Origin of the sequence: Streptomyces sp. NPDC058663, from assembly GCF_042716745.1 — a bacterium.
Classification (GTDB): Bacteria; Actinomycetota; Actinomycetes; order Streptomycetales; family Streptomycetaceae; genus Streptomyces.
In genome coordinates this window covers 136244-158067 of sequence record NZ_JBHXRV010000008.1, presented here as the reverse complement: position 1 = coordinate 158067, position 21824 = coordinate 136244, and the positions used below count along the sequence as shown (strand labels likewise).

Genomic DNA, 21824 nt, shown 5'->3' with positions numbered 1-21824 from the left:
CGCAGCCCCGCCTCTCCCGCACCCCTCCCGCACTCCTCCCTAAGGACCGCCATGTTCCGTATGCCCGCCGAGTGGGACCCGCACGAGCGCACCTGGATGGCCTGGCCGAGCCCCAACACCACCTTCTCCGACCCCGCCGAACTCGCCGAGTCCCGCGAGGCCTGGGCGGCCGTCGCCCGTGCGGTACGCCGCTTCGAACCCGTCACCATGGTTGTGGCCCCCGGTGACGCGGAAAGTGCGGCGGCCCTTCTCGGACCGGGCGTCGACCTCGTCGAGCGCGAGCTGGACGACGCCTGGATGCGCGACATCGGCCCGACCTTCGTCACCGACGGGGCGGGCCAACTGGCAGCAGTGGACTGGGTGTTCAACGGCTGGGGTGCCCAGGAGTGGGCCTCCTGGGAGCACGACTCGAAGATCGCCGCACATGTCGCCGACCTCGTCTCCGTCCCCGTGCACGGCTCCCCGCTCGTCAACGAGGGCGGCGGGCTGCACGTCGACGGCGAGGGCACCGTCCTGCTCACCGAGACCGTCCAGCTCGGGCCCGAGCGCAACCCCGGCTGGACCAGGGAGCAGGTCGAGGCGGAGATCCACGCCAAGCTGGGCACCACCAAGGCCATCTGGCTGCCGCGCGGCCTCACCGGAGACTACCCTCCGCACGGCTACGGCACCCTTGGCCATGTCGACATCGTTGCCGCCTTCGCCGCCCCGGGCGTGGTCCTCGTCCACTCCCAGCCCGACCCGGCCCACCCCGACCACGAGCTCTGCACGTCCATCGCCGCCCTGCTGCGTACGGAAACGGACGCCAAGGGCCGCCCGCTGGAGGTGATCGAGGTCCGGGCGCCCGAAAGCCTCAAGGACGAGGAAGGCCACTGGGTCGACCACTCCTACATCAACCACTACCTCTGCAACGGCGGCGTCGTGCTGTGCGCCTTCGACGACCCCCGCGACGAGGAGGCCGCCGCACTCTTCCGCCGGCTCTTCCCCGACCGCGAGGTCGTCCTCGTGGACGCCCGCACGATCTTCGCGGGCGGCGGAGGCATCCACTGTGTCACCCAGCAGCAGCCCGCCCGCCGCCCGAAGTCCCTCGGGTGAGGCCACCCGAAGCACCTCGGGCGAGCCAGGGCGCGGAGCGCGGATCAGGTAGAACATACGGGTGAAGGAAGCCTCCGCCCCCCGGCGCCGCAAGACCGCCCCGCCGCGTGAGACCGTGCTCGCCGCCGCCATGGCCGCGATCGCCGACGACGGCTTGGAGAAGCTGACGATGGCCGGTCTCGGGCGGGAGGTCGGGATGAGCAGCGGGCATCTCCTCTACTACTTCCACTCCAAGGACGAGCTGCTGCTGCGGACCCTGGAGTGGAGCGAGGAGCAGCTCGGTGTCGAGCGGCGCTCCGCACTGGCCCGGCAGGTCCCGGTGCGGGAGCGGCTCGACGCCTTTGTGCGGCTGTACGTGCCCCGGGCGCCGCGCGACCCGCACTGGACCCTCTGGCTGGAGCTGTGGAACCGGGTGCGGGCCATTGACGACGAGACCCGGGGCCGGCTCCTGGACATCGAACTGTCCTGGCACCGCGACCTGGTGGCCCTGCTCGTGGAAGGCGCGTCACGCGGCGAGCTGCGGGCGGTCGACGCGGAGCGCTCCGCCACACGGATCAGAGCCCTGCTCGACGGGTTCAGCACCCATGTGGCGATGGGCCTGCCGGGGTCGGAGCGCGACCAGGTCCTCGCCCACATCCGGGACTTCCTGGACGAAACGCTCAGCGCGGAGGATGCGCCAACCCATCCGGGCGAGAGGAGGATTGGCAACTGCTAGGCCGGCCCGATGTGCTCCCTCCTTGCGCGCACGGTCGAACGCTTCTGCGATCATGTGCCCCGATGATGCGTAGGAGGATCGTGTGAAGAAGAGATACAAACCAAGGACAGCACTCGTCGCCGTGGCCGCCGTCCTGGCTTCGCTGTGTGCGACGGCGCCCGCGCAGGCTGCCGCCGACCCGGGGCTCGACCTGTCCAATTTCGTACAGCGCCCGATCGGGAACAAGGCCGCCCTGCAGGCGAGGGTCGCGAGCCTCAACGCCGACCTGCCCAACGTCGGCCTGAACTCGATCCTGAAGGAGGCCAACAGCGGCAACGCCAACGTCGGCCAGTGGAACAACACGGTCTGCAACGACGGCGCCACCGCGGGGACCTCGACCCCGAAGAACTTCGGCAGGAGCTTCTGTTTCGACCCCGACGACAACGGCCAGCCCAACTCCGAGTGGTGGCCCCAGGGCCTGACCAGCGTCGCCGACGCCGACCAGGACCAGACCTGGGGCGACGCCGAGCCCGGCTGGAACCCGGCGGAGCACCGGCCCTTCATCGCCACCTGGTACAACAGGGACGACTGGACCGACGACAACAGCACCACGCCCACCGACACGGACGAAGGCGGGACGAACACCGAACGCAAGGGCGTCCGCATCTCCGTCATCGACTCCAGCACGGGCAAGTACGCCCATATCCTGCTGGTGTACCCGTTCACCAACGCGTCGGGCAACACCACGTACATGAGTGTGCGCAACTCGCAGCACTACGACAACGGCGGCCGCAAGTACAGTTCGCTGCACGCCGGTGGCATCGTCTGGTACGGCAACTACCTCTACGTGGCGGACACTTCGCGCGGTTTCCGCGTCTTCGACCTGCGCAACATCGTCGACCTCGGTGCCCTGCCCGAGGACGAGCGCGGCCTGACCAAGACCGCCATCGGCCGCCAGGACGGGAAGTACTACTCCCACGGCTACCGCTACATACTTCCGCAGAGCGACGGCTGGACCAACACCGCCTGCGACACCAACGAGCCGCCGCCCGGCACGCCGTGCGACATCTACGACCCGAAGAAGAACTGCACGGCCACGGACACGGCGCCGACCACCAGCTGGGCCAGCCTGGACCGCAGTGCGGCACGGCGGCACATCGTGACCGGCGAGTACTGCAACCGCAACGACGTCACGAGCGCCCTCACCACCGGCCGGGTGATCCGCTGGCCGATGAACACCGACGGCGGCACGCCAGCCACCGACAGCAACGGCAACTGGGCGGCCACCGCCGCCCACCGCGTCCCCTACGACACGGCGTACGACGACAACGGCAGCATCCAGGGCGGCGCGGTCATCGACGGCACGTACTACCTCAGCCAGAGCCGGGGGTCCACCAACAACGGCCACCTGATCATCGCCAGACCCGGCAGCGACGGACGGCTCGTGGAAACCACCGCCCGCCGGGAGATGGCCATCGGCATCGAGGACCTGACCGTCTGGCCGGGCTCCCCGAACCGCCTGTGGACACTCACCGAATACCCGGGCAAACGCATGATGTTCAGCGTCACCCCCTGACGGGGCAGGAAGGGCGGAGCCGGTCCGGCGGCCTGCTCCGCCCTTCGCCAACCAGCAGACAACCGGCACCTGTGATGGCAAGATCTGCGCAACTCGCGTGCGCCACAGGCCCGTCAGGTCCCGTGGCCCCGCGAGTCCCTGTGATCCGTTGAGTCCGTGCGGTCCTGCGAGCCCCCGGCTCGCGCCGGACCGCGGCCGAACCTCACGCTGGAGGCGTTTTGTCCGCTCGCACCGCGCTGCCCCTCATCGCCGCCGTCGCCGCCCTCGCCGTCGTCACCACCGGCTGCACGAGTACGAAGCCCTCCACCACCGGCGGCTCCGAGATCAAACTCGTCAACGCAGGCAAACTCACCACCTGCACCCACCTTCCGTACGAGCCCTTCCAGTCCCGCAAGGGCAACGAGGTCGTCGGCTTCGACGTCGACATCGTCGATCTGGTCGCCAAGGAACTCAAGGTCACCCAGGAGATCGTCGACACGCCCTTCGAAGGCATCCAGACCGGCGAGGACCTCAACGCGGGCAAGTGCGACCTGGCGGCGGCCGGCATGACGATCACGCCGGTGCGCGAGGAGAACCTGGACTTCTCCGGTCCCTACTTCGACGCCACCCAGGCCCTGATCGCCAAGAAGGGCTCCCCCTACACCTCGCTCGCCTCCCTCAAGGGCAAGAAGCTGGGCGTCCAGCAGGGCACCACCGGTGAGACCTACGCCAAGAAGAACGGCGCGGGTATCGAAACGACGCAGTTCGAGGACGTCGCCCTGCTGCTCACCGCCGTCAAGACGGGACAGGTCGCCGCCGCCGTCAACGACAACGGTGTCCTCTTCGAGTACGCCCGCAAGAACCCGGACACGGCGGTCACCGCCGAGTTCGAGACGGGCGAGAAGTACGGCATCGGAGTGCGGACCGGCAACACCGCCCTGCGCAACGAGATCGACACGGTCATCAAGGCCGCACGGGCCGACGGCAGGTACGACGCCCTCTACAAGAAGTGGTTCCCCGCCGCTCCGAAGAAGTGAGGGGCCCCACCGATGGCAATGTCCCGACGACAACGGACCCGCGCCGTACGGGGAGTTCAGTACGCCGTACTGATCGCCGTGCTCCTCGTGGTCGCCCTGGCCGCCGACTGGGGCGAGATCCGGCGTGCCTTCTTCGACCTGGAGGTCGCCAAGGCACAGTTCCCCGACATCATCACCACCGCGCTGGTGAACACCCTCATCTACACCGTCCTCGGCTTCGGCTTCGGCCTGACCCTGGGGCTGCTGCTCGCGCTGATGCGGCTCTCGAAGGTCCCGCCGTACCGCTGGCTGGCCGTCGCGTACATCGAGTTCTTCCGCGGTGTGCCCGCGCTGCTGGTCTTCATCGCCCTGGGCTTCGGTGTCCCGCTGGCCTTCCAGGTGGCGCTCAACCAGTACGTGACGGTCATGCTGGCGCTCGGCCTGGTGGGCGCCGCGTACATGGCAGAGACGATCAGGGCCGGCATCCTGGCGGTCCCCAAGGGGCAGACGGAGGCGGCACGTTCGCTCGGCATGTCGCAGGGAAGGGCGATGGTCTCCATCGTCATCCCGCAGGCGCTGCGCATCGTACTGCCGCCGCTCACCAACGAGCTGATACTGCTGACCAAGGACTCCTCCCTGGTCTACCTGCTCGGTCTGTCGCTGTCCCAGTACGAGCTGGCCAAGTTCGGCAGGGACGCGCTGAACCAGAACCGCAGCCTGACCCCGATCCTGATCGCCGGACTCTGCTATCTGGTGATCACCCTGCCGCTGGGCCATCTCGTCCGCCGGCTCGAAGCACGTACGTCAAGGGCGAGGTGAGCACGGTGAAGGACTCCCCGGCCGCGAAGGCGCCGGACACGTCACGGGGCGCGCCGGCGATCGAGGTGCGTGACCTGCACAAGTCGTTCGGCACGCTGGAAGTGCTGTCCGGCATCGACTTCACCGTCGCACCGGGCGAGGTGGTGTGCGTCATCGGCCCCTCGGGTTCCGGCAAGTCGACACTGCTGCGCTGCGTGAACCTGCTCGAGGAGCCCACGTCGGGAACGGTCCTGGTGGCGGGCGACGAGGTCACCGACCCCGACGTGGACATCGACAAGGTACGGCGCGGGATCGGCATGGTCTTCCAGTCGTTCAACCTCTTCCCGCACCTGACCGCCCTGGAGAACCTGACGCTCCCTCAGCGGCGGGTGCTGGGAAGGGACAAGGCGGAGGCCGCCCGCATCGCACGCGAGCGGCTGGCCCGCGTCGGGCTCACCGACAAGGAGTCCGTCTACCCGGCGCAGCTCTCCGGCGGCCAGCAGCAACGCGTCGCCATCGCGAGGGCGTTGGCCATGGACCCGCAGCTGATGCTCTTCGACGAGCCGACCTCGGCACTCGACCCGGAGCTGGTCGGGGACGTGCTGGCCGTGATGCGCCTCCTCGCCGACGAGGGCATGACGATGCTCGTGGTCACCCACGAGATGAGCTTCGCCAGGGAGGTCGCGGACCGGGTGGTCTTCATGGACGGCGGAGTCATCGTCGAGGAAGGCACCCCGGACCAGGTGATCGGGTCCCCGAGCCACGCCCGCACCCGCTCGTTCCTCGCCCGCCTGCTCGACCCGGCGGCGGCAGGGCTGAGCGAGGACGGCACAGCGGAAGGCAGCCGCCGGGGCTCACCGGAGAACCGGGCCTCGCCGGAGAAGTGAGCGCCGACGCAGGGGCGTGCCGCGGCAGAACGCGCGCCGGGGCATGCCCCGCCGGGCGGGTGCCGCCGCAAGGCTTTTCCAGCCCCCGACCAGCGCCGTCGCCGCGCCTCCTGGGGACCTTCGGCGTACCGTACGGGCGGGCTCGGTGAGTGCTCCGTCCTGTACGACGTACGGGACGGCCGCCACCCGGCGCAGCGGACGAAGGCACGCGGAGAGGGACAACGGATGGGCCGGCCAGGAGCAGAACCCCCCTCGGGGGAGCCCGGACAGCACATCTCCTCGGGGGAGTACGGGCAGCACGTCCCCGCCGGGGAGAGCGGGCAGCACGTCCCCGCCGGGGAGCCGGAACAGCAGGCCCTCTTCGACTGGTCGGACACCGGGGCCGGCACCACCCCGCCACCCGCGCACCCGGCCTTCCGGGACAGCCCGCAGGCACGCCGGATGCTCGACGTGCGCGAGGTGTACGCGGAACCGGCCGCCCTGGACTCCCCGCGCGGCCGCCAGATCATGGCCCGGCTGCCCGGCGTGCGCGTCACCGAGGTCGCGAGCCACTGGCGGATCCCCGCCCTGCACGGCAACGAGGGCAACATCGCCCGCTGGGTCCGCATCAAGAGCGGAACCCTCGTCCTCGGCGTCAAGCACACCCTCACGACGCGCCCCAACGGCAGATCGGCCGACTGGATCGCGCCCGGCCCCTCCAACGGGTGCGCGATGGCCTGCGCGTACTGCTACGTCCCCCGGCGCAAGGGCTACGCCAACCCCATCACCCTGTTCACCAACATCGAGGCGATCGTCGCCCACGTCCGCCGCCACGTCCGGGCCCAGGGCCCCAAGAAGGAGCCCAACCAGTGCGACCCGCGGGCCTGGGTCTACGACATCGGCGAGAACGGCGACTGCTCGGTGGACGCCCTGGTCTGCGACAACACCGCCGACCTCGTCGCCGCTTTCCGCACCCTGCCCACGGCGAAGGCCTCCTTCGCGACCAAGTTCGTCAACCCCGACCTGCTCGCGCTCGACCCCCAGGGGCGCACCCGGGTGCGGTTCTCCGTCATGCCGCCCGACGACGCCAAGCTGCTGGACATCCGCACCAGTCCCGTCGCGGAACGCATCGCCGCGGCTGCCGACTTCCTCGACGCGGGCTACGAGGTCCACTTCAACCTCTCGCCCGTCGTGCTGCGCCCGGGATGGCAGCGGGACTGGGCCGATCTGCTCCGCCACCTCGACGACGTACTGCCGTCCCGGGTGAAGGAGCAGGCGGCGGCCGAGATCATCATGCTCACCCACAACCAGGCCCTGCACGAGGTCAACCTGGGCTGGCACCCCCGCGCGGAGGAGGTGCTCTGGCAGCCGGATGCCCAGGAGACCAAACGCTCCCAGAACGGCGCCTTCAACATCCGCTACGCGCAGGAGGTCAAGCAGCAGTCCCTCGTCCGGCTCCGGCAGCTGCTCGCGGAGCACACACCGTGGCTGCGTGTCCGATACGCCTTCTGAGCCCGCCACGTGGCCCCGGGCGGCGGGAAAAACGCGCGGACCGGGGTATACGTGCCGCGTGAAACGATCAAGCGAACCGTCGCCCGCCGCGACCACCGCCCCCGCCCTGAAGAAGACCCTGACCACCCCGCTCCTCTACTTCTTCATCCTGGGAGACGTGCTCGGCGCCGGGGTATACGTGCTGGTGGGGCAGGTAGCCGCCGAGTCGGGCGGCGCCGTGTGGGCGCCGCTGCTCCTCGCGCTCGCGCTCGCCCTGCTGACCGCGGCCTCGTACGCGGAGCTGGCCACCAAGTACCCCCGGGCAGGCGGGGCCTCCCACTACGCCCATCTGGCCTACGGGCCGTTCACCGGGTTCCTCGCCGGCTTCTGCATGCTCGTGGCCGGAATCGTCTCCGTCGCCGCGCTCACCCGGGGCTTCGCCGGCGACTACCTGGCCGAGTTCGTCACCCTCCCTGTCCTCCTGGTCGCGGTCGTCTTCCTGGCCGCCCTCGCCCTGCTCAACGCGCGCGGGATCAGCGAGTCGACCCGCGCCAACGTCGCGGCCACCCTCGTCGAGGTCGGCGGGCTCGTGCTGGTGATCGGGCTCGGAGCCTGGATCATCCTGCGCGGCGACGCAGACCTGGGGCGGCTGACCGAGCTCGGCACCGCGGACAAAGGGCCCGTGACCGCCGTACTGGCCGGCGCGGTACTGGCGTACTACTCCTTCGTGGGGTTCGAGACCTCGGTGAACGTCGCCGAAGAGACCCTTGACCCCCGCCGCTCCTACCCCCGCGCTCTCTTCTGGGCCCTGCTCACCGCGGGCGCGGTCTACGTCCTGGTCGGCATCGCGGCCTCGGCGGCGGTACCCACCGCCACCCTCACCGAATCCAGCGGCCCCCTCCTGGAAGTGGTGAAGGCGGCCGGCGGGGTGCCGCCGGCGCTCTTCAGCGTCGTCGCCCTGGTCGCGGTGGCCAACGGTGCGCTGCTCACCGGCATCATGTCCTCCCGCCTCGCCTACGGGATGGCCAAGGACGGACTCCTGCCGTCCTTCCTGGCCAGGGTGCTGCCCGGCCGTCGCACCCCCGTGGCCGCCATCGCCACCACCACCCTGCTCTCCCTGCTGCTCGCCCTGACCGGCGAGGTCGACACACTGGCCTCGACACTGGTGCTGCTCCTGCTCGTGGTGTTCTTCCTCGTCAACACGGCCCTGCTGGTCCTGCGCCGCGACACGGGAGCACCCGGCCACTTCCGGGTGCCGACGGCGATCCCCGTACTGGGCGCCCTCTCCTGCGTCCTGCTGGCCACGCAGGTCGAGGCGGAGGTGTGGCTGCGCGGCGGGCTCGTACTGGTGGTGGGCGTGGTCCTGGGGGTGTTCGCGGCCCGCCGCGGGAAGGGCGAAGACCGGGTGGCGAACGGGACCACCTGAGCGGCGCCGGACCGGTGAGGCGAGCCGGAGGGGCCGACGATGCCGTCGGGTGTGCTGCGCGGCCCTCCCGTGCTCCTCAGCCGGCCCGTGCCCGGGCCCGCACCGGCCTGCGCCCCGCTTAGGATCAAGCAATGACCGACACGCACAGGCCCCTCGCCGACATCCTCGAGGGCGACGACCCCGACCACGAAGAACTCCTGGCGGCCGTCGTCGCCGCAGGCGTGATCATCGCGGTCGACGAGGCCGATTCCGTGGTCTTCATTCACGGCCAGGACGCCAAGCCCTGGCTGCCCGCCTTCGCCGACGAGGCCACCTGCGCCCGCGACATCGTGCACGGCCGCCCGCTGCGGTGCGACGCGGCCCGGCTGCTCGACATCGCCGCGCGCACCGGAGTGCGGACGATGACGGTCGCCTCGGCGACCCAGTGCGCGACGGTCCCGATCGCCCTGGTGGGCAGGGCGGCGGCCCGCGAGCCCTCCTGACTCCGCCGGGGGGGGCGATCGAGGGGCCGCTCGGGTGTGAGCTTCCCCATGACTCGTGCCGGACGCTGTTCCGCCGCTGCCCGATCATGAGAGGTTGCCCCGCAGGAACGACGCCGCCCGCTCACTCCGTACCAGAAGCCTGCAACCGGCCCCTCACCCGGTACCAGAACCCGGGGACGACCACGAAGAAGGCCCTGCGTGACTGACGACCGTGCCCTCAACGCCGTCGGCGGAGCCCCCGTCCTGACGGCCCGTGAAGTCCTGGCGCTCCTCGCCGACGACTTCGCCCCGCTGCCTTCGCCCCTGGCGGACCGGCCCCTGAGCGGGGACGGCCCGATCGGCTGGCCCGGTTACGGAGCCGCGCACGCCCGCGCGGCGGAACGCACCGGCGAGGACGAATCCGTGGTGTGCGGTGTCGGCACGGTGGGCACGGCACCCGCCGTTCTGGTCTCCTTCGAATTCCGGTTCCTGGGCGGCTCCATCGGCGAACGCACCGGCGCCCTCCTCACCGCGGCCCACGAGCACGCCCGCGCCCAGCGGCTGCCCCTGGTCGTCCTGGTGGCCACCGGCGGCAGCCGCATGCAGGAGGGCATGCGCGCCCTGACGCAGTTGCAGGGCGCGGCCCGGCAGGCCGCGCTCACCCGGGACGCCGGACTGCCCCAGATCGCCGTACTGCGTGATCCGACCACCGGCGGCGGCTGGGCGGCCGTCGGCGCGAGCTGCGACGTCGTCCTCGCGCTGCCCGGGTCCCAGGTCGGATTCGCCGGCTCACGGGTACGCCCGCCGGGCGCCGACCCGGCCGCCTACACCGCCGAGGCCCAGTACGCGCACGGGCACATCGACGGCATCGTGCCGGCCGCCGGGTTGCGCGACACCCTTGCCCGCTGGCTGACCCTGCTCACCCGCCCGGCTCCGGGCCCGGTACCACCGCCCGGCGCGCTCGGCCGGGAACAGGGCCTGCCGGCCACCGGCCGCGAGGCACTCGACCGCGCACGCCACCGCGACAGGCCCCGGGCCCACGCCTACCTCGACGCGTACTTCACCCACCGCGAGGCGATCTCAGGGGACCGCTGCGGCGGCGTCGACCACGGGATGCTCTGCGGCTTCGGACAGCGCCCCGACGGCCTGACCGTGGCGTACGCGGCGCAGTGCGGCACAGCCACCCGCCCCGCCGGATTCCGTACCGCCGCACGTCTCGTCCGGCTCGCGGACCGGCTCGGCATCCCCGTCCTCACCCTGATCGACACGCCGGGAGCCGCCAACGACGAAGCGGCCGAGCGCGGTGGAGCGGGGCCCGCGATCGCCGACCTGTTCGGTGCCGTCGCGTCGGCCCGTGTCCCGCTGACCGGCCTGCTGATCGGCGAGGGCGGCTCGGGCGGCGCACTGGCCCTGGCCGCACCCGGCAACACCTGGGCCACACCGGACAGTTACTTCTCCGTACTGCTGCCGGAGGCCGCCGCCGCGGTGCTCAAACGCGACCCCGACGAGATCCCGGCGACCGCCGACCAGTTGCATCTGCGCCCGCAGGACCTGGTGGAACTGGGCGCCGTACAGGGCGTGGTGCCGCACCGCGCCGACGGGGAGCGCCCTTCTCCCGGTCCGTGGCCGGTCTACACGCTGGACGACCTCGACTTCGCGGACGACCTCCCCGCCCCGCCCCACCTCCCCGCCCCGACCCACCCCACCGGTCCGCCCCACCCCACCGGTCCGGCCGCCCCACCGCTTCCCGGGAAGGCGGGCCGGGAGCCGGAAGCTCCACGGTGACGCACAGTCCGCCCGCCGGGCGCGGGGTCAGGGTGAGCGTGCCGTCGTGGGCGTGCGTGATGGTCTTGACGATGGCCAGGCCCAGGCCGACGCCCGCATGGTCGGTGTGCAGGCGCTCGGTGCCGCGCTGGAAGGGCTCGGTGAGGGTGGAGACCAGCTGCGGGGTGAGCCGGTCCCCGGTGTTCTCGACCGTGAGCACCACGGTCGCCGCGCGGACGCCGGTGGTCACCCACACGGCGCCCCCTGCGGGCAGGTTGTGGACGATCGCGTTCTGCACGAGGTTCGAGGTCAGTTGCAGGAGGAGAGCGTACGAGCCGTTGGTGGGGGCGATGTCGCCGCGGGTCTCGATGGTGACGCCGTGGTTCTCCGCGAGGGGCAGGAGCCCTTCGGCGGCTTCCTCCGCGAGGAGGGAGAGGTCGACGCGCTCCCGGGTGAAGGCCCGCTGGTTGGCGCGGCTGAGCAGGAGCAGTGCCTCGGTGAGGTCGATGGCCCGGGTGTTGACGGTGTGCAGGCGGTCGACGAGCTCGCCGCTGTCGTGGTGCGGATCGGCGCGGGCCACGTCGAGCAGTGCCTTCGAGACGGCCAGGGGGGTGCGCAGCTCGTGCGAGGCGTTGGCGGCGAATCTCTGCTGTTCGGCGACGTGCGCTTCGAGCCGGGCGAGCATCGCGTCGAAGGCGTCGGCGAGTTCGCGGAACTCGTCCTTGCGCCCCGGCAGCCGGATCCGGTGGGAGAGCGAGCCGCTCGAGGCCATGCTGGTGGCGTGCGTGATGCGGGTCAGGGGAGCCAGCATGCGGCCGGCCAGCAGCCACCCTCCCACGAGGCCGAACACCAGCAGGAACGCCAGTACGGCGGCCGCCCTCGGAACGAAGACGTCCAGAAGGGCGGACCGGATGGGGAAAACACCGCCTTCGGGACTGTCGTCGGGGTTGTAGAGCATCGCGCGGTCGGGGACGTACCTCAGCAGGAACACCCACACCGCCGCCATCAGCAGTGCACCCGCCAGCATGAGGAACCCGGCGTAGCTGAGGGTGAGCTTGACGCGCACGCTCACCCCGGGCCGCCTAACCACGGTCGGCCTCACCACGGTCCGGCCCTGCGCCGCCACGGTTCGCCTCTCCACGGTCCGGCCCTGCGCCGCCCCCGAGAGGGCCGCCGCTTCCTGGATGCCGCCCCCCGGGTCCGGTGTCCCGCCACTCGGGCCCGGTGCCGGGTGCTGCTTCGATCCGGTAGCCGACGCCGGCCACGGTGGCGATGACCCACGGCTCGCCGAGCCGTTTGCGCAGGGCCGAGACGGTGATGCGTACGGCGTTGGTGAACGGGTCGGCCCTCTCGTCCCACGCCCGCTCCAGGAGTTCTTCGGCGCCGACAACACCGCCTTCCGCGGCGACGAGCACTTCGAGCACCGCGAACTGCTTCCTGGTGAGCGCCACATAGCGGCCGTCCCGGTAGACCTCGCGGCGGAACGGATCCAGACGCAGACCCGCGATCTCCCGCACGGGCGGCCTGCTGTGCGCGCGCCTGCGGTCGAGCGCCCTGAGCCGCAGTACGAGTTCCCGCAGTTCGAACGGTTTCGTGAGGTAGTCGTCGGCGCCGAGTCCGAACCCGGAGGCCTTGTCGTCGAGACGGTCGGCCGCGGTGAGCATGAGGATCGGCATACCGCTTCCGGAGGCGACGATGCGGGTGGCGATCTCGTCACCGGAGGGGCCCGGCACGTCCCGGTCGAGGACGGCGATGTCGTAGCTGTTGACGTCCAGCAGCTCCAGGGCGGTGTGACCGTCACCCGCGACGTCGGCCGCGATCGCCTCCAGACGCAGGCCGTCGCGGATGGCGTCCGCCAGATAGGGTTCGTCCTCGACGATCAGCACACGCATGCCTCGATGCTACGAACCGACGCATATCGTCGGCGTATCGAAATTCCTCTACGGGCCGGCAACATCCGGCCGCCTTGACTGGCGGCAATCGACCACAGGCGTCCGCGCAGGTTTGCCGACGCCCCACAGGACCCGAGGATGCAGCAGTGACCGGCAGTGAACGAGGACAGTCGACGGTACGGGCGGACCCGGCCGGCACCGGACAGGTCGGCAACGGCCGCGGGGGTCCCGGGTCCGGGGACCGGGACACCGGGACCGCGGGTCGAGACCCGGGGACCACGGGTCGAGACCTCGGGGCCGCGGGCCCGGCCACAGGCTCCCCGCTTCGGGACCCGGGATCCCCGCCTCGTGACACAGGCTTCGCGCTTCGCGACCCGGGGTCCCCGCCTCGTGACACAGGCTCCCCGCTTCGGGACCCGGGGTCCCCGCCTCGTGACACAGGCTCCGGGCTTCGGGGCGCCGAGCCTGGGCAACTTGGGCAACCGGACGCGGGCTGCCGCCGCCCCGGCACCGGCGTCGGTGCCCGGCGCGTGGGTGTCCGCTCGGTTGTCCGCGCCGTACTGCGGCCCGAGCCTTGGAAGCGCGGTCCGGTACTCGCCGCACTGGCGCTGCTGCTCAGCCTGCTGATGCTGCTGCACTCGCGGATCCCGAACGGCATCTGGGGCCTCGGCAGCCTGGTGGAGACCTTTCTGCCGTGGTGCGGGCTGCCCGTCCCGGTGCTGCTGGCCGGGGCGCTGTGGCGCAGGTCCGCCACCGCGACGGCCGCGTTGCTGCTGCCGGTCACGGTGTGGGTGAGTCTGTTCGGCGGGCTGCTCGGGGACAGGTCCCGCCCGGCAGGCGACCTCACCGTCGTGAGCCACAACGTGGGTGCCGAGAACCCCGATCCGGCCGGCACCGCCCGGGCCCTGTCGGCCTCCGGCGCGGACCTGCTGGCGCTCGTCGAACTGACCGACCGGGCCAGGGCCACGTACGAGAAGGAGCTGGCGAAGGCGTACCCGTACCACTCGGTGCTGGGCAGGGTCGGGCTGTGGAGCAAGGTGCCGCTGTCGAGCACCCGGCCGGTCGACACCGCGATGGACGTCGGGCCGCTGGGTGCCGCGAAACCCCTGGAGACCAAGCTGGTGGACTCCCGGGCACTGCGCACCACGGTCGCCACCGGCCACGGACCGCTCGCCGTGTACGTGGCCCATCTGGGGTCCGTACGGGTCAACCCCAGGGGCGGCTTCTCGACGGACGACCGGGACAGGGGCGCGCAGGCGCTCGGCAAGGCCGTCGCCGCCGAGCGGAGCGAGCGGGTGGTGCTCCTCGGCGATCTGAACGGCACCACCGCCGACCGTGCGCTGGACGGCCTCACCGCACAGCTGAGCCCGGCACACGAGGCGGCGGGGGACGGGTTCGGCTTCAGCTGGCCGGCCCGGTTCCCGATGGTGCGGATCGACCAGATCCTGTGCCGCGGGGTACAGCCCCGGAGTGCGTGGGTGCTGCCGGCCACCGGCAGCGACCACCTCCCGGTGGGAGCAAGGGTCAGCTGGTGACCCGCCGGGGGCACGGTGCCCCTGTCGTACCGTGCGCACCGTACGGCTTCCTCACCCCGGCGACCCCGGCGACCCCGGCGACCCCGGCGACCCCGGCGAACCCAGTGACCCCGGCGAACCCGGTGACCCCGACGAACCCGGTGACCCCGGCGGCCCGGTTCCTTCCGGCAGTTCCTCTTCGGGGACCAGGTGGGCCAGCAGGAGCTTGACGAGCAGGAGCGGGGCGAACCAGGCCAGTGCGTGCGGTACGGATGCCAGGCTCGTCGTCACGGTGAGGGCGAACGCGGTGAGGGCGAAGGCCACGGGGCGCCGCAGTTCGGCCGGGGCCATCGTCACGAGCACGGCAGCCACCAGGGCACAGCCGTAGACGAGGGCCGCCGACGTCCAGCTGAAACCGGGCACCGCAGCGGCGAGCAGAAACGGCTGGACGTGCACCGCGACAAACGTCAGATGGTGTGCGGCCGTGCGCCCCGGGCGGTGGTACCAGCGCTTGGCGGCACGGGTGGCGTTGACGACGGCACCGCCGAACAGGTCGAAGGCCACGACCGTGACGACGGTGCAGGCGAGGGTGGGCAGTCCGGCGTACAGGCTCAGTGCGAGGGCGAGCAGGGCCCCGGCGAAGGCGGAACCGAACCCCGCCAGGACCTCACCCCGGGTGGCCCCAGGGGCGATCAAACGGGCGAGGATCTCCTCGCGGCGGGCCGCACGATCAATGCTCTTGGGCACGACCCCATCATGACTGACTGGGCAGTCATGAAGAAGGGATCAGGCATGACCCGGGGCACCCGTCACGAACCGGGGAAGGAGCGGACCGTAGCGTCGCGCGCCGGTCGGCCGGGACCTTCCGGCGCGCACGGCGCCAGCCGGTAGGAGCCCCCTGCGCGCAGGACGTGGCCCGCGGTGGGGTGGGGGAAGTGGCTGCCGAGCATCAGGGTCGGGGTACCGGCGAGCGCGTCGAGCATCCGGTGCCGGGTCCTGGCGGCGAGCGACGGGTCGATGTCTACGCAGCTGCAGAGTTCGGGACGGGCCAGCTGGACCGGGTGGTGGATGCTGTCGCCCGTGATCAGCGCGCGTGCGCCGCCGCTGCTCAGCTCGACCGCGACCTGTCCCGGGGTGTGGCCGGGCGCGGGCAGCAGGCGCAGCCCCGGTGCGATCTCCGTGCCGCCGTCCTCGACGTCCACCAGGTCGAGCAGGCCCGCCTCGCGGACGGGGTGGACGGAGTCGTCGAACATCTGCCGACGCTCCTGCGCCATGTCCACGCCCGCCCAGTAGCCCCATTCGGTACGTGAGGTGAGGTAGCGCGCACGGGGAAAAGCAGGCACCCAGGCGTCGCCCTCGATGCGGGTGTTCCATCCGACGTGGTCGGTGTGGAGATGGGTCAGGACGACGAGGTCCACGGAGGCAGGAGGGAAGCCCGCCGCCCGCAGGCGCGACTCGTAATCGCTGTTCAGCTCGTGCCAGGCGGGGTTGGCGCGCCGCTTTCCGTTGCCCACACCGGTGTCGATCAGTACGCGCAGGCCGCCGGCCTCCACCGCGAAGGTGTGGCTTGCCAGCCGCAGGACGCCCCGCGAGTCGGCGAAGTCGGGGTGCAGCCAAGGGGTTTCGGCGACCGCGTCGGGGCTCGCGCCGGGCAGCAGCCACTGTCCGGTTTCGGGGGGCAGGGCGATCTCGTCGATCCGCCGGACGGTGTGCTCGCCGACGGTCCACGAGGGACTCGCGGACTGGGTTTCGCTGCCGGGCCGTGCGGTCGTTGACATGCCGTTCTCCTGACGCGGTGGCGGCTCGCTGCTAAAAGCGAAGGGTTTGCTTTAGCTGACGGTAGGTTCTACGGTCTGTTAACGCAAACCCATTGCTTTTAGGTGCTGCGGTGGCCACCTTGTCCCCGCCCCCGCGCCGACGCACCCCAGGCACCTCGAAAGGACGTCATGACCAGCGACCTCACTTCTCAGGAAGCCGCCCGAGCCGCGCGAAGGGCCGGGCTTCCCCTCGCCGACGAACGGCACGCAGGGGTGGCGGAGGCGGCCAACCACATGCACTCCGTCATCGCCACGCTCCGCGAGATCGACTTCGGCGACACGCCTCCCGCGGCCGTCTTCCGAGCCGGGGAGGCCGCCGATGCGGTCGTCTCCGGGGCCCGGGAGGCCACCGATGCGGTCGTCTCCGGGGCCCGGGAGGCCACCGACGCGGCCGTCTTCGGGGCCGAGGAGGCCACCGATGCTGCCCTTTGAGCTGTCCCTCACCGACGCCTCCCGCGCAGTCCACGCCGGGGAGCTCTCACCGGTGGAACTCACCGCATCCGTACTCGACCGCATCTCCGTGACCGAGGACCGGCTCGGCGCCTACGTCACGGTCGCCGCGGACGCGGCCCGCGCCGCGTCCGCCCTGGCCGAGCGGGAGATCGCCAGGAGCGGCCCCCGTGGGCCGCTGCACGGCATCCCCATGGCGCTCAAGGACCTGATCGACGCCAAGGGGATACCGACCACCGCGAGTTCGGACGTCCGCGCCGGACACGTCGCGGACCGCGACAGCCATGTGACGGGGCGCCTCGCGGACGCTGGGGCCGTCCTGCTGGGCAAGACGCACACCCATGAGTTCGCCTACGGCCTGACCACCCCGCAGACGCGCAACGCCTGGGACCAGGGCCGGGTCGCAGGAGGGTCGAGCGGAGGCTCGGCGGTGGCGGTCGCCGCCGGCGCGGCCACGTTCGCGCTGGGCACGGACACCGGTGGCTCCATCCGGGTGCCCGCGGCCCTGAACGGCGTGGTGGGCCTCAAACCGACTTACGGCCTCGTCTCCCGCTCCGGCGTGACTTCGCTCTCCTGGTCCCTGGATCACGTCGGCCCCCTCACCCGCACCGTGCGCGACGCCGCCCTGGTGCTGGGCGCGACGGCCGGCCACGACCCGCGCGACCCGGCGAGCGTGGCGAACCCTCCGGCCGCCTTCGACGAGCCGGGCGACCTCAAGGGGCTCAAGGTCGGCGTCCCCCGCAACCACTACTTCGACCGGATCACACCCGAGGTGGAGGAGACCGTGCGCCGGGCGATCGAGCGGCTGGCCGAGCTCGGGGCGGTACTCGTCGGCGTCGACATCCCCATGGCGCGGTACTTCCAGGCCGTCCAGTGGGGGCTGATGGTTCCCGAGGCCACCTCGTACCACGAGCAGTCGCTGCGGGCCGCGGCCGACCTGTACGCGCCGGACGTCCGTGTCCTGCTGGAGGCAGGCACGCTCGTCCCGGCCGGCGACTACCTCCGTGCGCAGCGCGCCCGCACCCTGATGCGCGACGCCTGGGCCCGCATGTTCCAGGGGATCGACGTCCTCGCCGCGCCGACGGTGCCCATGACCGCGGCCCCTTCGAGCCAGAGCACGGTCGAATGGCCCGACGGCACCACCGAGGCCGTGGCGGACAGCTACGTCCGCCTCTCGTCCCCCGCCAACATCACCGGCGTACCGGCTCTCACCCTGCCGGTCGGCCACGACGCAGCGGGACTGCCGATCGGGATGCAGCTGATGGGGCGGCCCTTCCACGACGCGACGGTGCTGCGGGTGGGCCGCGCATATGAGGACGCCACCGCCGGCGGGGGACGGATCGCACCACTGGCGGGCTGAGGTCGTTCGGCCGGTGGACTGATCGTTCTACCGGCGGACTGGGGCTGTTCGGGCTGTTGGGTGGATAGATCGTTCTACCGGCGGGCTGGGGCTGTTCAGGCCGATGCTGGATAGATCGCTCTACCGGGGCGCTGGGGTCGATCGGGCCAGGAGGTGGATAGATCGCTCTACCGCAGCCCGAGGCTGTTCGGCCAGTCGACAGATCGTTCTACCGGCAGCCCGAAGCCGTCCAGCCACTGACGCTAGACGCAACGGATTCGCATTAAGGTGGTCCCATGAGCCCCAAGCCCATGACCCGCCCCGGTGGACGCAGTGCCCGCGTGCAGGAGTCCGTGCACGCGGCGGTACGTGAACTGCTCGCCGAGGTGGGCCGTGACGTGCTGACCGTCCCCATGGTCGCGGCCCGCGCGGGGGTGACCCCGTCCACCGTCTACCGCCGCTGGGGCGACCTCCAGGAGCTCCTCTCCGACGTCGCGGTCGAGCGGCTGCGCCCCGACGCGGACCCCGCCGACCTCGGCAGTCTCCGGGACGATCTGGTGGCGTGGGCGGAGCAGTTCCTCGACGAGATGGCCTCCCCTCCCGGCCGGGCCTACCTCAGGGATGCGCTCCTCGGAGACCCCGAGGGCGCCAACGCCGGCCGGTGCTCCGCCTACGCCGCCGACCAGATCGACGCCGTGCGGGTCCGGGCGGCCCGGCGCGGTGAGCCGGTGCCCGGCACCGAGGCGCTCATCGACGGCATCGTGGCGCCGGTCATGTACCGCGTGCTCTTCCGCCCCGGCGGGCTGGACGCCGCGTACGCCCGCGCACTGGTGACGCAGGCTCTCGACCGGCTCTGACCGCCGGCCCCCGGACCCGGCCTGGCGGTTCCGCCCGACGGCTATGCGCCGTTCCGTCAGCCGAACTGACCCCAGCAAGCGGTCAATCCCGGGCCACTGCCCTTCCGGATAATAGTTAGGAAGGTTTCCCAACACTCTTGACGCTCACTGGGGAGCGCCCTAACTTTCACGCAGGAACGCACGCCCACCCCCACCCCTGGAGCCCGTGATGCATCGCTTGCGTCGATCTGTCATGCCCATGGCTGCCGGTTCCCTCGCGGCCGTCCTCCTCTCGCTCACCGGCACTTCCCCGGCGACCGCCGCCGGGTCTGCCCCCTCCGAAGCAGCAGCCCGGGGCATCAACGGCCCCCTGAAGGTCTGCGGCACCCAGCTCTGCGACGCCGACGGCGAGGCCGTCCAGCTCAACGGGATGAGCACCCACGGCACGCAGTGGTTCCCCAAGTGCGTGACCAGCAAGTCGGTCGACGCGCTCGCCAACGACTGGCGCGCGGACGTCCTGCGCGTCTCCACGTACGTACAGGACGAGGGGTACGAGGACGACCCCGCCAAGTTCACCGCCCGCGCCCAGAAGTTCGTCGACCTGGCCCTCGCCCGGGGGATGTACGCGATCATCGACTGGCACATGCTCACGCCGGGTGACCCGCACTACAACCTGGAGCACGCCAAGACCTTCTTCACGGCCATGGCGAAGAAGTACAAGAACCACCCCGGCGTGCTCTACGAGATCGCCAACGAGCCGTCCGGCGTCAGCTGGTCCCGGATCAAGTCGTACGCCGAGAAGATCATCCCGGTCATCCGCGCCCAGGACCCCGACTCGGTGGTCCTGGTGGGCACCCGCGCCTGGTCGTCCTTCGGAGTCTCCGAGGGGGCGGATGAGAACGAGGTGGTGAACAACCCGGTACGCGCCTCGAACATCATGTACACGTTCCACTTCTACGCGGCCTCGCACCGCGAGGAGTACCTCGCGACACTCGACCGGGCCTCGGACCGGCTGCCCGTCTTCGTGACCGAGTTCGGCACGCAGAACTACGAGGGCGAGGGCGACAACGATTTCGCGATGTCGCAGAAGTACCTCGACCTCATGAAGCGCAAGAAGATCTCCTGGGTCAACTGGAACTACTCCGACGACCACCGCTCGGGGGCCGTCTTCAAGGACGGTGTCTGCGACACCGACGACAAGTGGACGGGCACGTCGGTGCTCAAGGAGGCGGGCGTCTGGATCCGGAACCGGATCCGCGAATGATCCGGCGCCGCTCGCACCGCGGCTGAGCAACCGGCCCCCGCCGCACACCCCTTGCGGCGGAGGCCGGTTGCGGGAGTGAAACCTGACAAACGTCATCTCTTCCTGTGAGCAAGGTCGTTCGGGGGGAGGAGGGTCGGCGTGTGCCGCGCGTGGAGGATGAGCACATCCACCACGCACACCCCACAGGCGGGGACCTGCTCATGCCACCGACCCACCCCCGCAGCCGAGTTCACCGCCGCAGAGCGCGCCAGGCCGCCGTGGCATCGGCCGCCCTGCTGTCCCTCGCGGCCGGGGTGCTCCCCGCCGGTGCCGCCGCCCCCAGGCCGGCGGCCGCCCCCGTTTCCCGTACGGACCACCTGGACCGGAAAGCACTGGGAGCCTCCCTCGACGCGCTCCACCGGGCCGGCATGTACGGCGCGTACTCGGCGGTCAGGGAGGGCTCCGACCGGTGGCGCGGAGCAGTGGGCCTCGCCGACACCGGTACCGGACGGCCGATGCGCCCCGACTACGAGCACCGCATAGGCAGCATCACCAAGACGTTCACCGCGGTGGCCGTCCTCCAGCAAGTGGCCAAGGGCCGGATCCGCCTGGACGCGCCGATCGGCGACCACTTGCCGCTGCTGGTACCGGGGGAGCGGGGCCGCGAGGTGACGGTGCGGATGCTGCTCAACCACACGAGCGGCATCGCGGACTACATGGTCCCCGCCTTTCCCAAACTGCTGACGAATCCTCAAGAGGCCCTGGACGAAGGACAGTTCCGCAAGCTGAACGCCGAGGACCTGGTGCGCCTCGGCCTGGCCGCCGTACCGCCGGTGCCGCGCGGCACGCACGCGTACTCCAACACCAACTACCTCCTCGCAGGGCTGCTGCTCAAGAAGGTCACGGGCCAGGACCCGGAAACGTACATCACCGAGCACGTCATCCGCAGGGCCGGCCTGAAACACACCTACTTCCCGCGCTCCCCGCGCGTCCAGGGACCGCACGCCCGGATGTACGAGTCGTTCTACGGGACCATTGAGCCCGCGCGCGACTACAGCGTCTACGACATGTCCTGGGCCAGGACGGCCGGCGCGATGGTCTCCACCATGAACGACCTCAACGACTTCTACCGCCGGCTCCTGAGCGGGAAGCTGCTCGGTGCGGCGGAGCTGCGGGAGATGAAGACGACGGTTCCCGCGTACGAGCCGCCTCCGGGAGAGCAGCTGAACCTGCGGTACGGCCTGGGCCTCTTCACCCTCAGGATGCCCGGCGGCAACTGGTACTGGGGGCACAACGGGGCGGTGTTCGGGGCGGAGACCTGGGCGCTGTCCACGGAGGACGGGCGTCGCCAGGTCGCTTTGGGCGCCAACCTGACGAAGTACGAGCGGTTCGCCGAGGACGGCACACAGTTGCCGAACCCGATCGGCGGCGCGCTGCTCGCCCACCTGGACACGGCGCTGGGCGGCAACCGCGCCGAGCGGCTTCCCCGGGCGATGCCGTTTACGCAACACCCGGGCGTGCCCGACAAGTTGAGGCAGCGGATGCGCTGAGCAGGGCGGCGCATCCCGCC

19 protein-coding genes and 1 pseudogene are annotated in these 21824 nt (G+C 71.2%); 16 read left to right on the top strand and 4 right to left on the bottom strand.

Annotated elements, in window-relative coordinates; genetic code table 11:
* Positions 1-51 precede the first annotated feature (51 nt).
* The 10 genes from ACFWVV_RS08360 (at position 52) to ACFWVV_RS08315 (ending at position 11184) form a co-directional block, all read left to right on the top strand.
* Positions 52-1092, top strand: a complete 1041-nt coding sequence (locus tag ACFWVV_RS08360) for an agmatine/peptidylarginine deiminase (RefSeq protein ID WP_384354836.1) — start codon at positions 52-54, stop codon at positions 1090-1092.
* Between the two features lie 130 nt (positions 1093-1222).
* Positions 1223-1807: a TetR/AcrR family transcriptional regulator gene (locus ACFWVV_RS08355; RefSeq protein WP_384354874.1), complete on the top strand. Its 585-nt coding sequence runs from the start codon at positions 1223-1225 to the stop codon at positions 1805-1807.
* A gap of 82 nt (positions 1808-1889) precedes the next feature.
* Entirely contained in the window at positions 1890-3362 is a 1473-nt protein-coding gene (locus ACFWVV_RS08350) for a hypothetical protein (protein ID WP_384354834.1), read from the top strand.
* A 218-nt stretch (positions 3363-3580) separates the two neighbouring features.
* Positions 3581-4378, top strand: coding sequence for an ABC transporter substrate-binding protein (locus tag ACFWVV_RS08345; RefSeq protein ID WP_384354832.1), 798 nt, complete (start codon positions 3581-3583; stop codon positions 4376-4378).
* A gap of 12 nt (positions 4379-4390) precedes the next feature.
* Positions 4391-5176, top strand: coding sequence for an amino acid ABC transporter permease (locus tag ACFWVV_RS08340; protein ID WP_384354830.1), 786 nt, complete (start codon positions 4391-4393; stop codon positions 5174-5176).
* Positions 5177-5181: 5 nt separating this feature from the next.
* Positions 5182-6042: an amino acid ABC transporter ATP-binding protein gene (locus ACFWVV_RS08335; RefSeq protein WP_384354828.1), complete on the top strand. Its 861-nt coding sequence runs from the start codon at positions 5182-5184 to the stop codon at positions 6040-6042.
* Positions 6043-6267: 225 nt separating this feature from the next.
* Positions 6268-7533 carry a spore photoproduct lyase family protein gene (locus ACFWVV_RS08330; protein WP_384354826.1) on the top strand — a complete coding sequence of 422 codons (1266 nt, stop codon included), beginning with the start codon at positions 6268-6270 and terminating at the stop codon, positions 7531-7533.
* 58 nt (positions 7534-7591) lie between these two features.
* On the top strand, positions 7592-8938 hold the full coding sequence (locus ACFWVV_RS08325) for an APC family permease (protein ID WP_384354824.1): 1347 nt from the start codon (positions 7592-7594) through the stop codon (positions 8936-8938).
* A gap of 131 nt (positions 8939-9069) precedes the next feature.
* Positions 9070-9420 carry a hypothetical protein gene (locus ACFWVV_RS08320; RefSeq protein ID WP_384354822.1) on the top strand — a complete coding sequence of 117 codons (351 nt, stop codon included), beginning with the start codon at positions 9070-9072 and terminating at the stop codon, positions 9418-9420.
* Between the two features lie 198 nt (positions 9421-9618).
* Positions 9619-11184 (top strand): carboxyl transferase domain-containing protein, encoded by a 1566-nt coding sequence (locus ACFWVV_RS08315; protein ID WP_384354820.1) that lies wholly within the window; start codon positions 9619-9621, stop codon positions 11182-11184.
* Here ACFWVV_RS08315 and ACFWVV_RS08310 read toward each other — a convergent pair.
* Positions 11153-12235 (bottom strand): annotated as a pseudogene (locus tag ACFWVV_RS08310) (sensor histidine kinase); the annotation flags it as partial. The gene ACFWVV_RS08315 and the pseudogene ACFWVV_RS08310 overlap by 32 nt on opposite strands.
* A gap of 10 nt (positions 12236-12245) precedes the next feature.
* Positions 12246-13055, bottom strand: coding sequence for a response regulator transcription factor (locus ACFWVV_RS08305; RefSeq protein ID WP_384354818.1), 810 nt, complete (start codon positions 13053-13055; stop codon positions 12246-12248).
* A gap of 530 nt (positions 13056-13585) precedes the next feature.
* Here ACFWVV_RS08305 and ACFWVV_RS08300 point away from each other — a divergent pair.
* A complete protein-coding gene (locus ACFWVV_RS08300; protein ID WP_384354816.1) occupies positions 13586-14590 on the top strand; it encodes an endonuclease/exonuclease/phosphatase family protein in 1005 nt (334 codons plus the stop codon).
* A gap of 51 nt (positions 14591-14641) precedes the next feature.
* Here ACFWVV_RS08300 and ACFWVV_RS08295 read toward each other — a convergent pair whose 3' ends face one another.
* On the bottom strand, positions 14642-15316 hold the full coding sequence (locus ACFWVV_RS08295) for a hypothetical protein (protein ID WP_384354814.1): 675 nt from the start codon (positions 15314-15316) through the stop codon (positions 14642-14644).
* A gap of 62 nt (positions 15317-15378) precedes the next feature.
* The gene (locus tag ACFWVV_RS08290) at positions 15379-16347 is read right to left on the bottom strand and encodes an MBL fold metallo-hydrolase (protein ID WP_384354812.1); all 969 of its coding nucleotides are present in this window, start codon (positions 16345-16347) and stop codon (positions 15379-15381) included.
* 168 nt (positions 16348-16515) lie between these two features.
* On the opposite strand from ACFWVV_RS08290, the gene ACFWVV_RS08285 reads away from it, so the two are divergent.
* The 5 genes from ACFWVV_RS08285 to ACFWVV_RS08265 all read left to right on the top strand — a co-directional run bounded on the left by ACFWVV_RS08285 (position 16516) and on the right by ACFWVV_RS08265 (position 21804).
* The gene (locus ACFWVV_RS08285) at positions 16516-16818 is read left to right on the top strand and encodes a hypothetical protein (RefSeq protein WP_384354810.1); all 303 of its coding nucleotides are present in this window, start codon (positions 16516-16518) and stop codon (positions 16816-16818) included.
* Positions 16805-18196, top strand: coding sequence for an amidase (locus tag ACFWVV_RS08280; protein ID WP_384354808.1), 1392 nt, complete (start codon positions 16805-16807; stop codon positions 18194-18196). Before ACFWVV_RS08285 ends, ACFWVV_RS08280 begins: the two co-directional genes overlap by 14 nt.
* 275 nt (positions 18197-18471) lie before the next feature.
* Complete coding sequence (locus tag ACFWVV_RS08275) at positions 18472-19032, top strand: TetR/AcrR family transcriptional regulator (protein WP_384354806.1); 561 nt, start codon at positions 18472-18474, stop codon at positions 19030-19032.
* Between the two features lie 232 nt (positions 19033-19264).
* A complete protein-coding gene (locus tag ACFWVV_RS08270; protein ID WP_384354805.1) occupies positions 19265-20275 on the top strand; it encodes a glycoside hydrolase family 5 protein in 1011 nt (336 codons plus the stop codon).
* Between the two features lie 140 nt (positions 20276-20415).
* Entirely contained in the window at positions 20416-21804 is a 1389-nt protein-coding gene (locus ACFWVV_RS08265; protein ID WP_384354803.1) for a serine hydrolase domain-containing protein, read from the top strand.
* Positions 21805-21824: the final 20 nt, after the last annotated feature.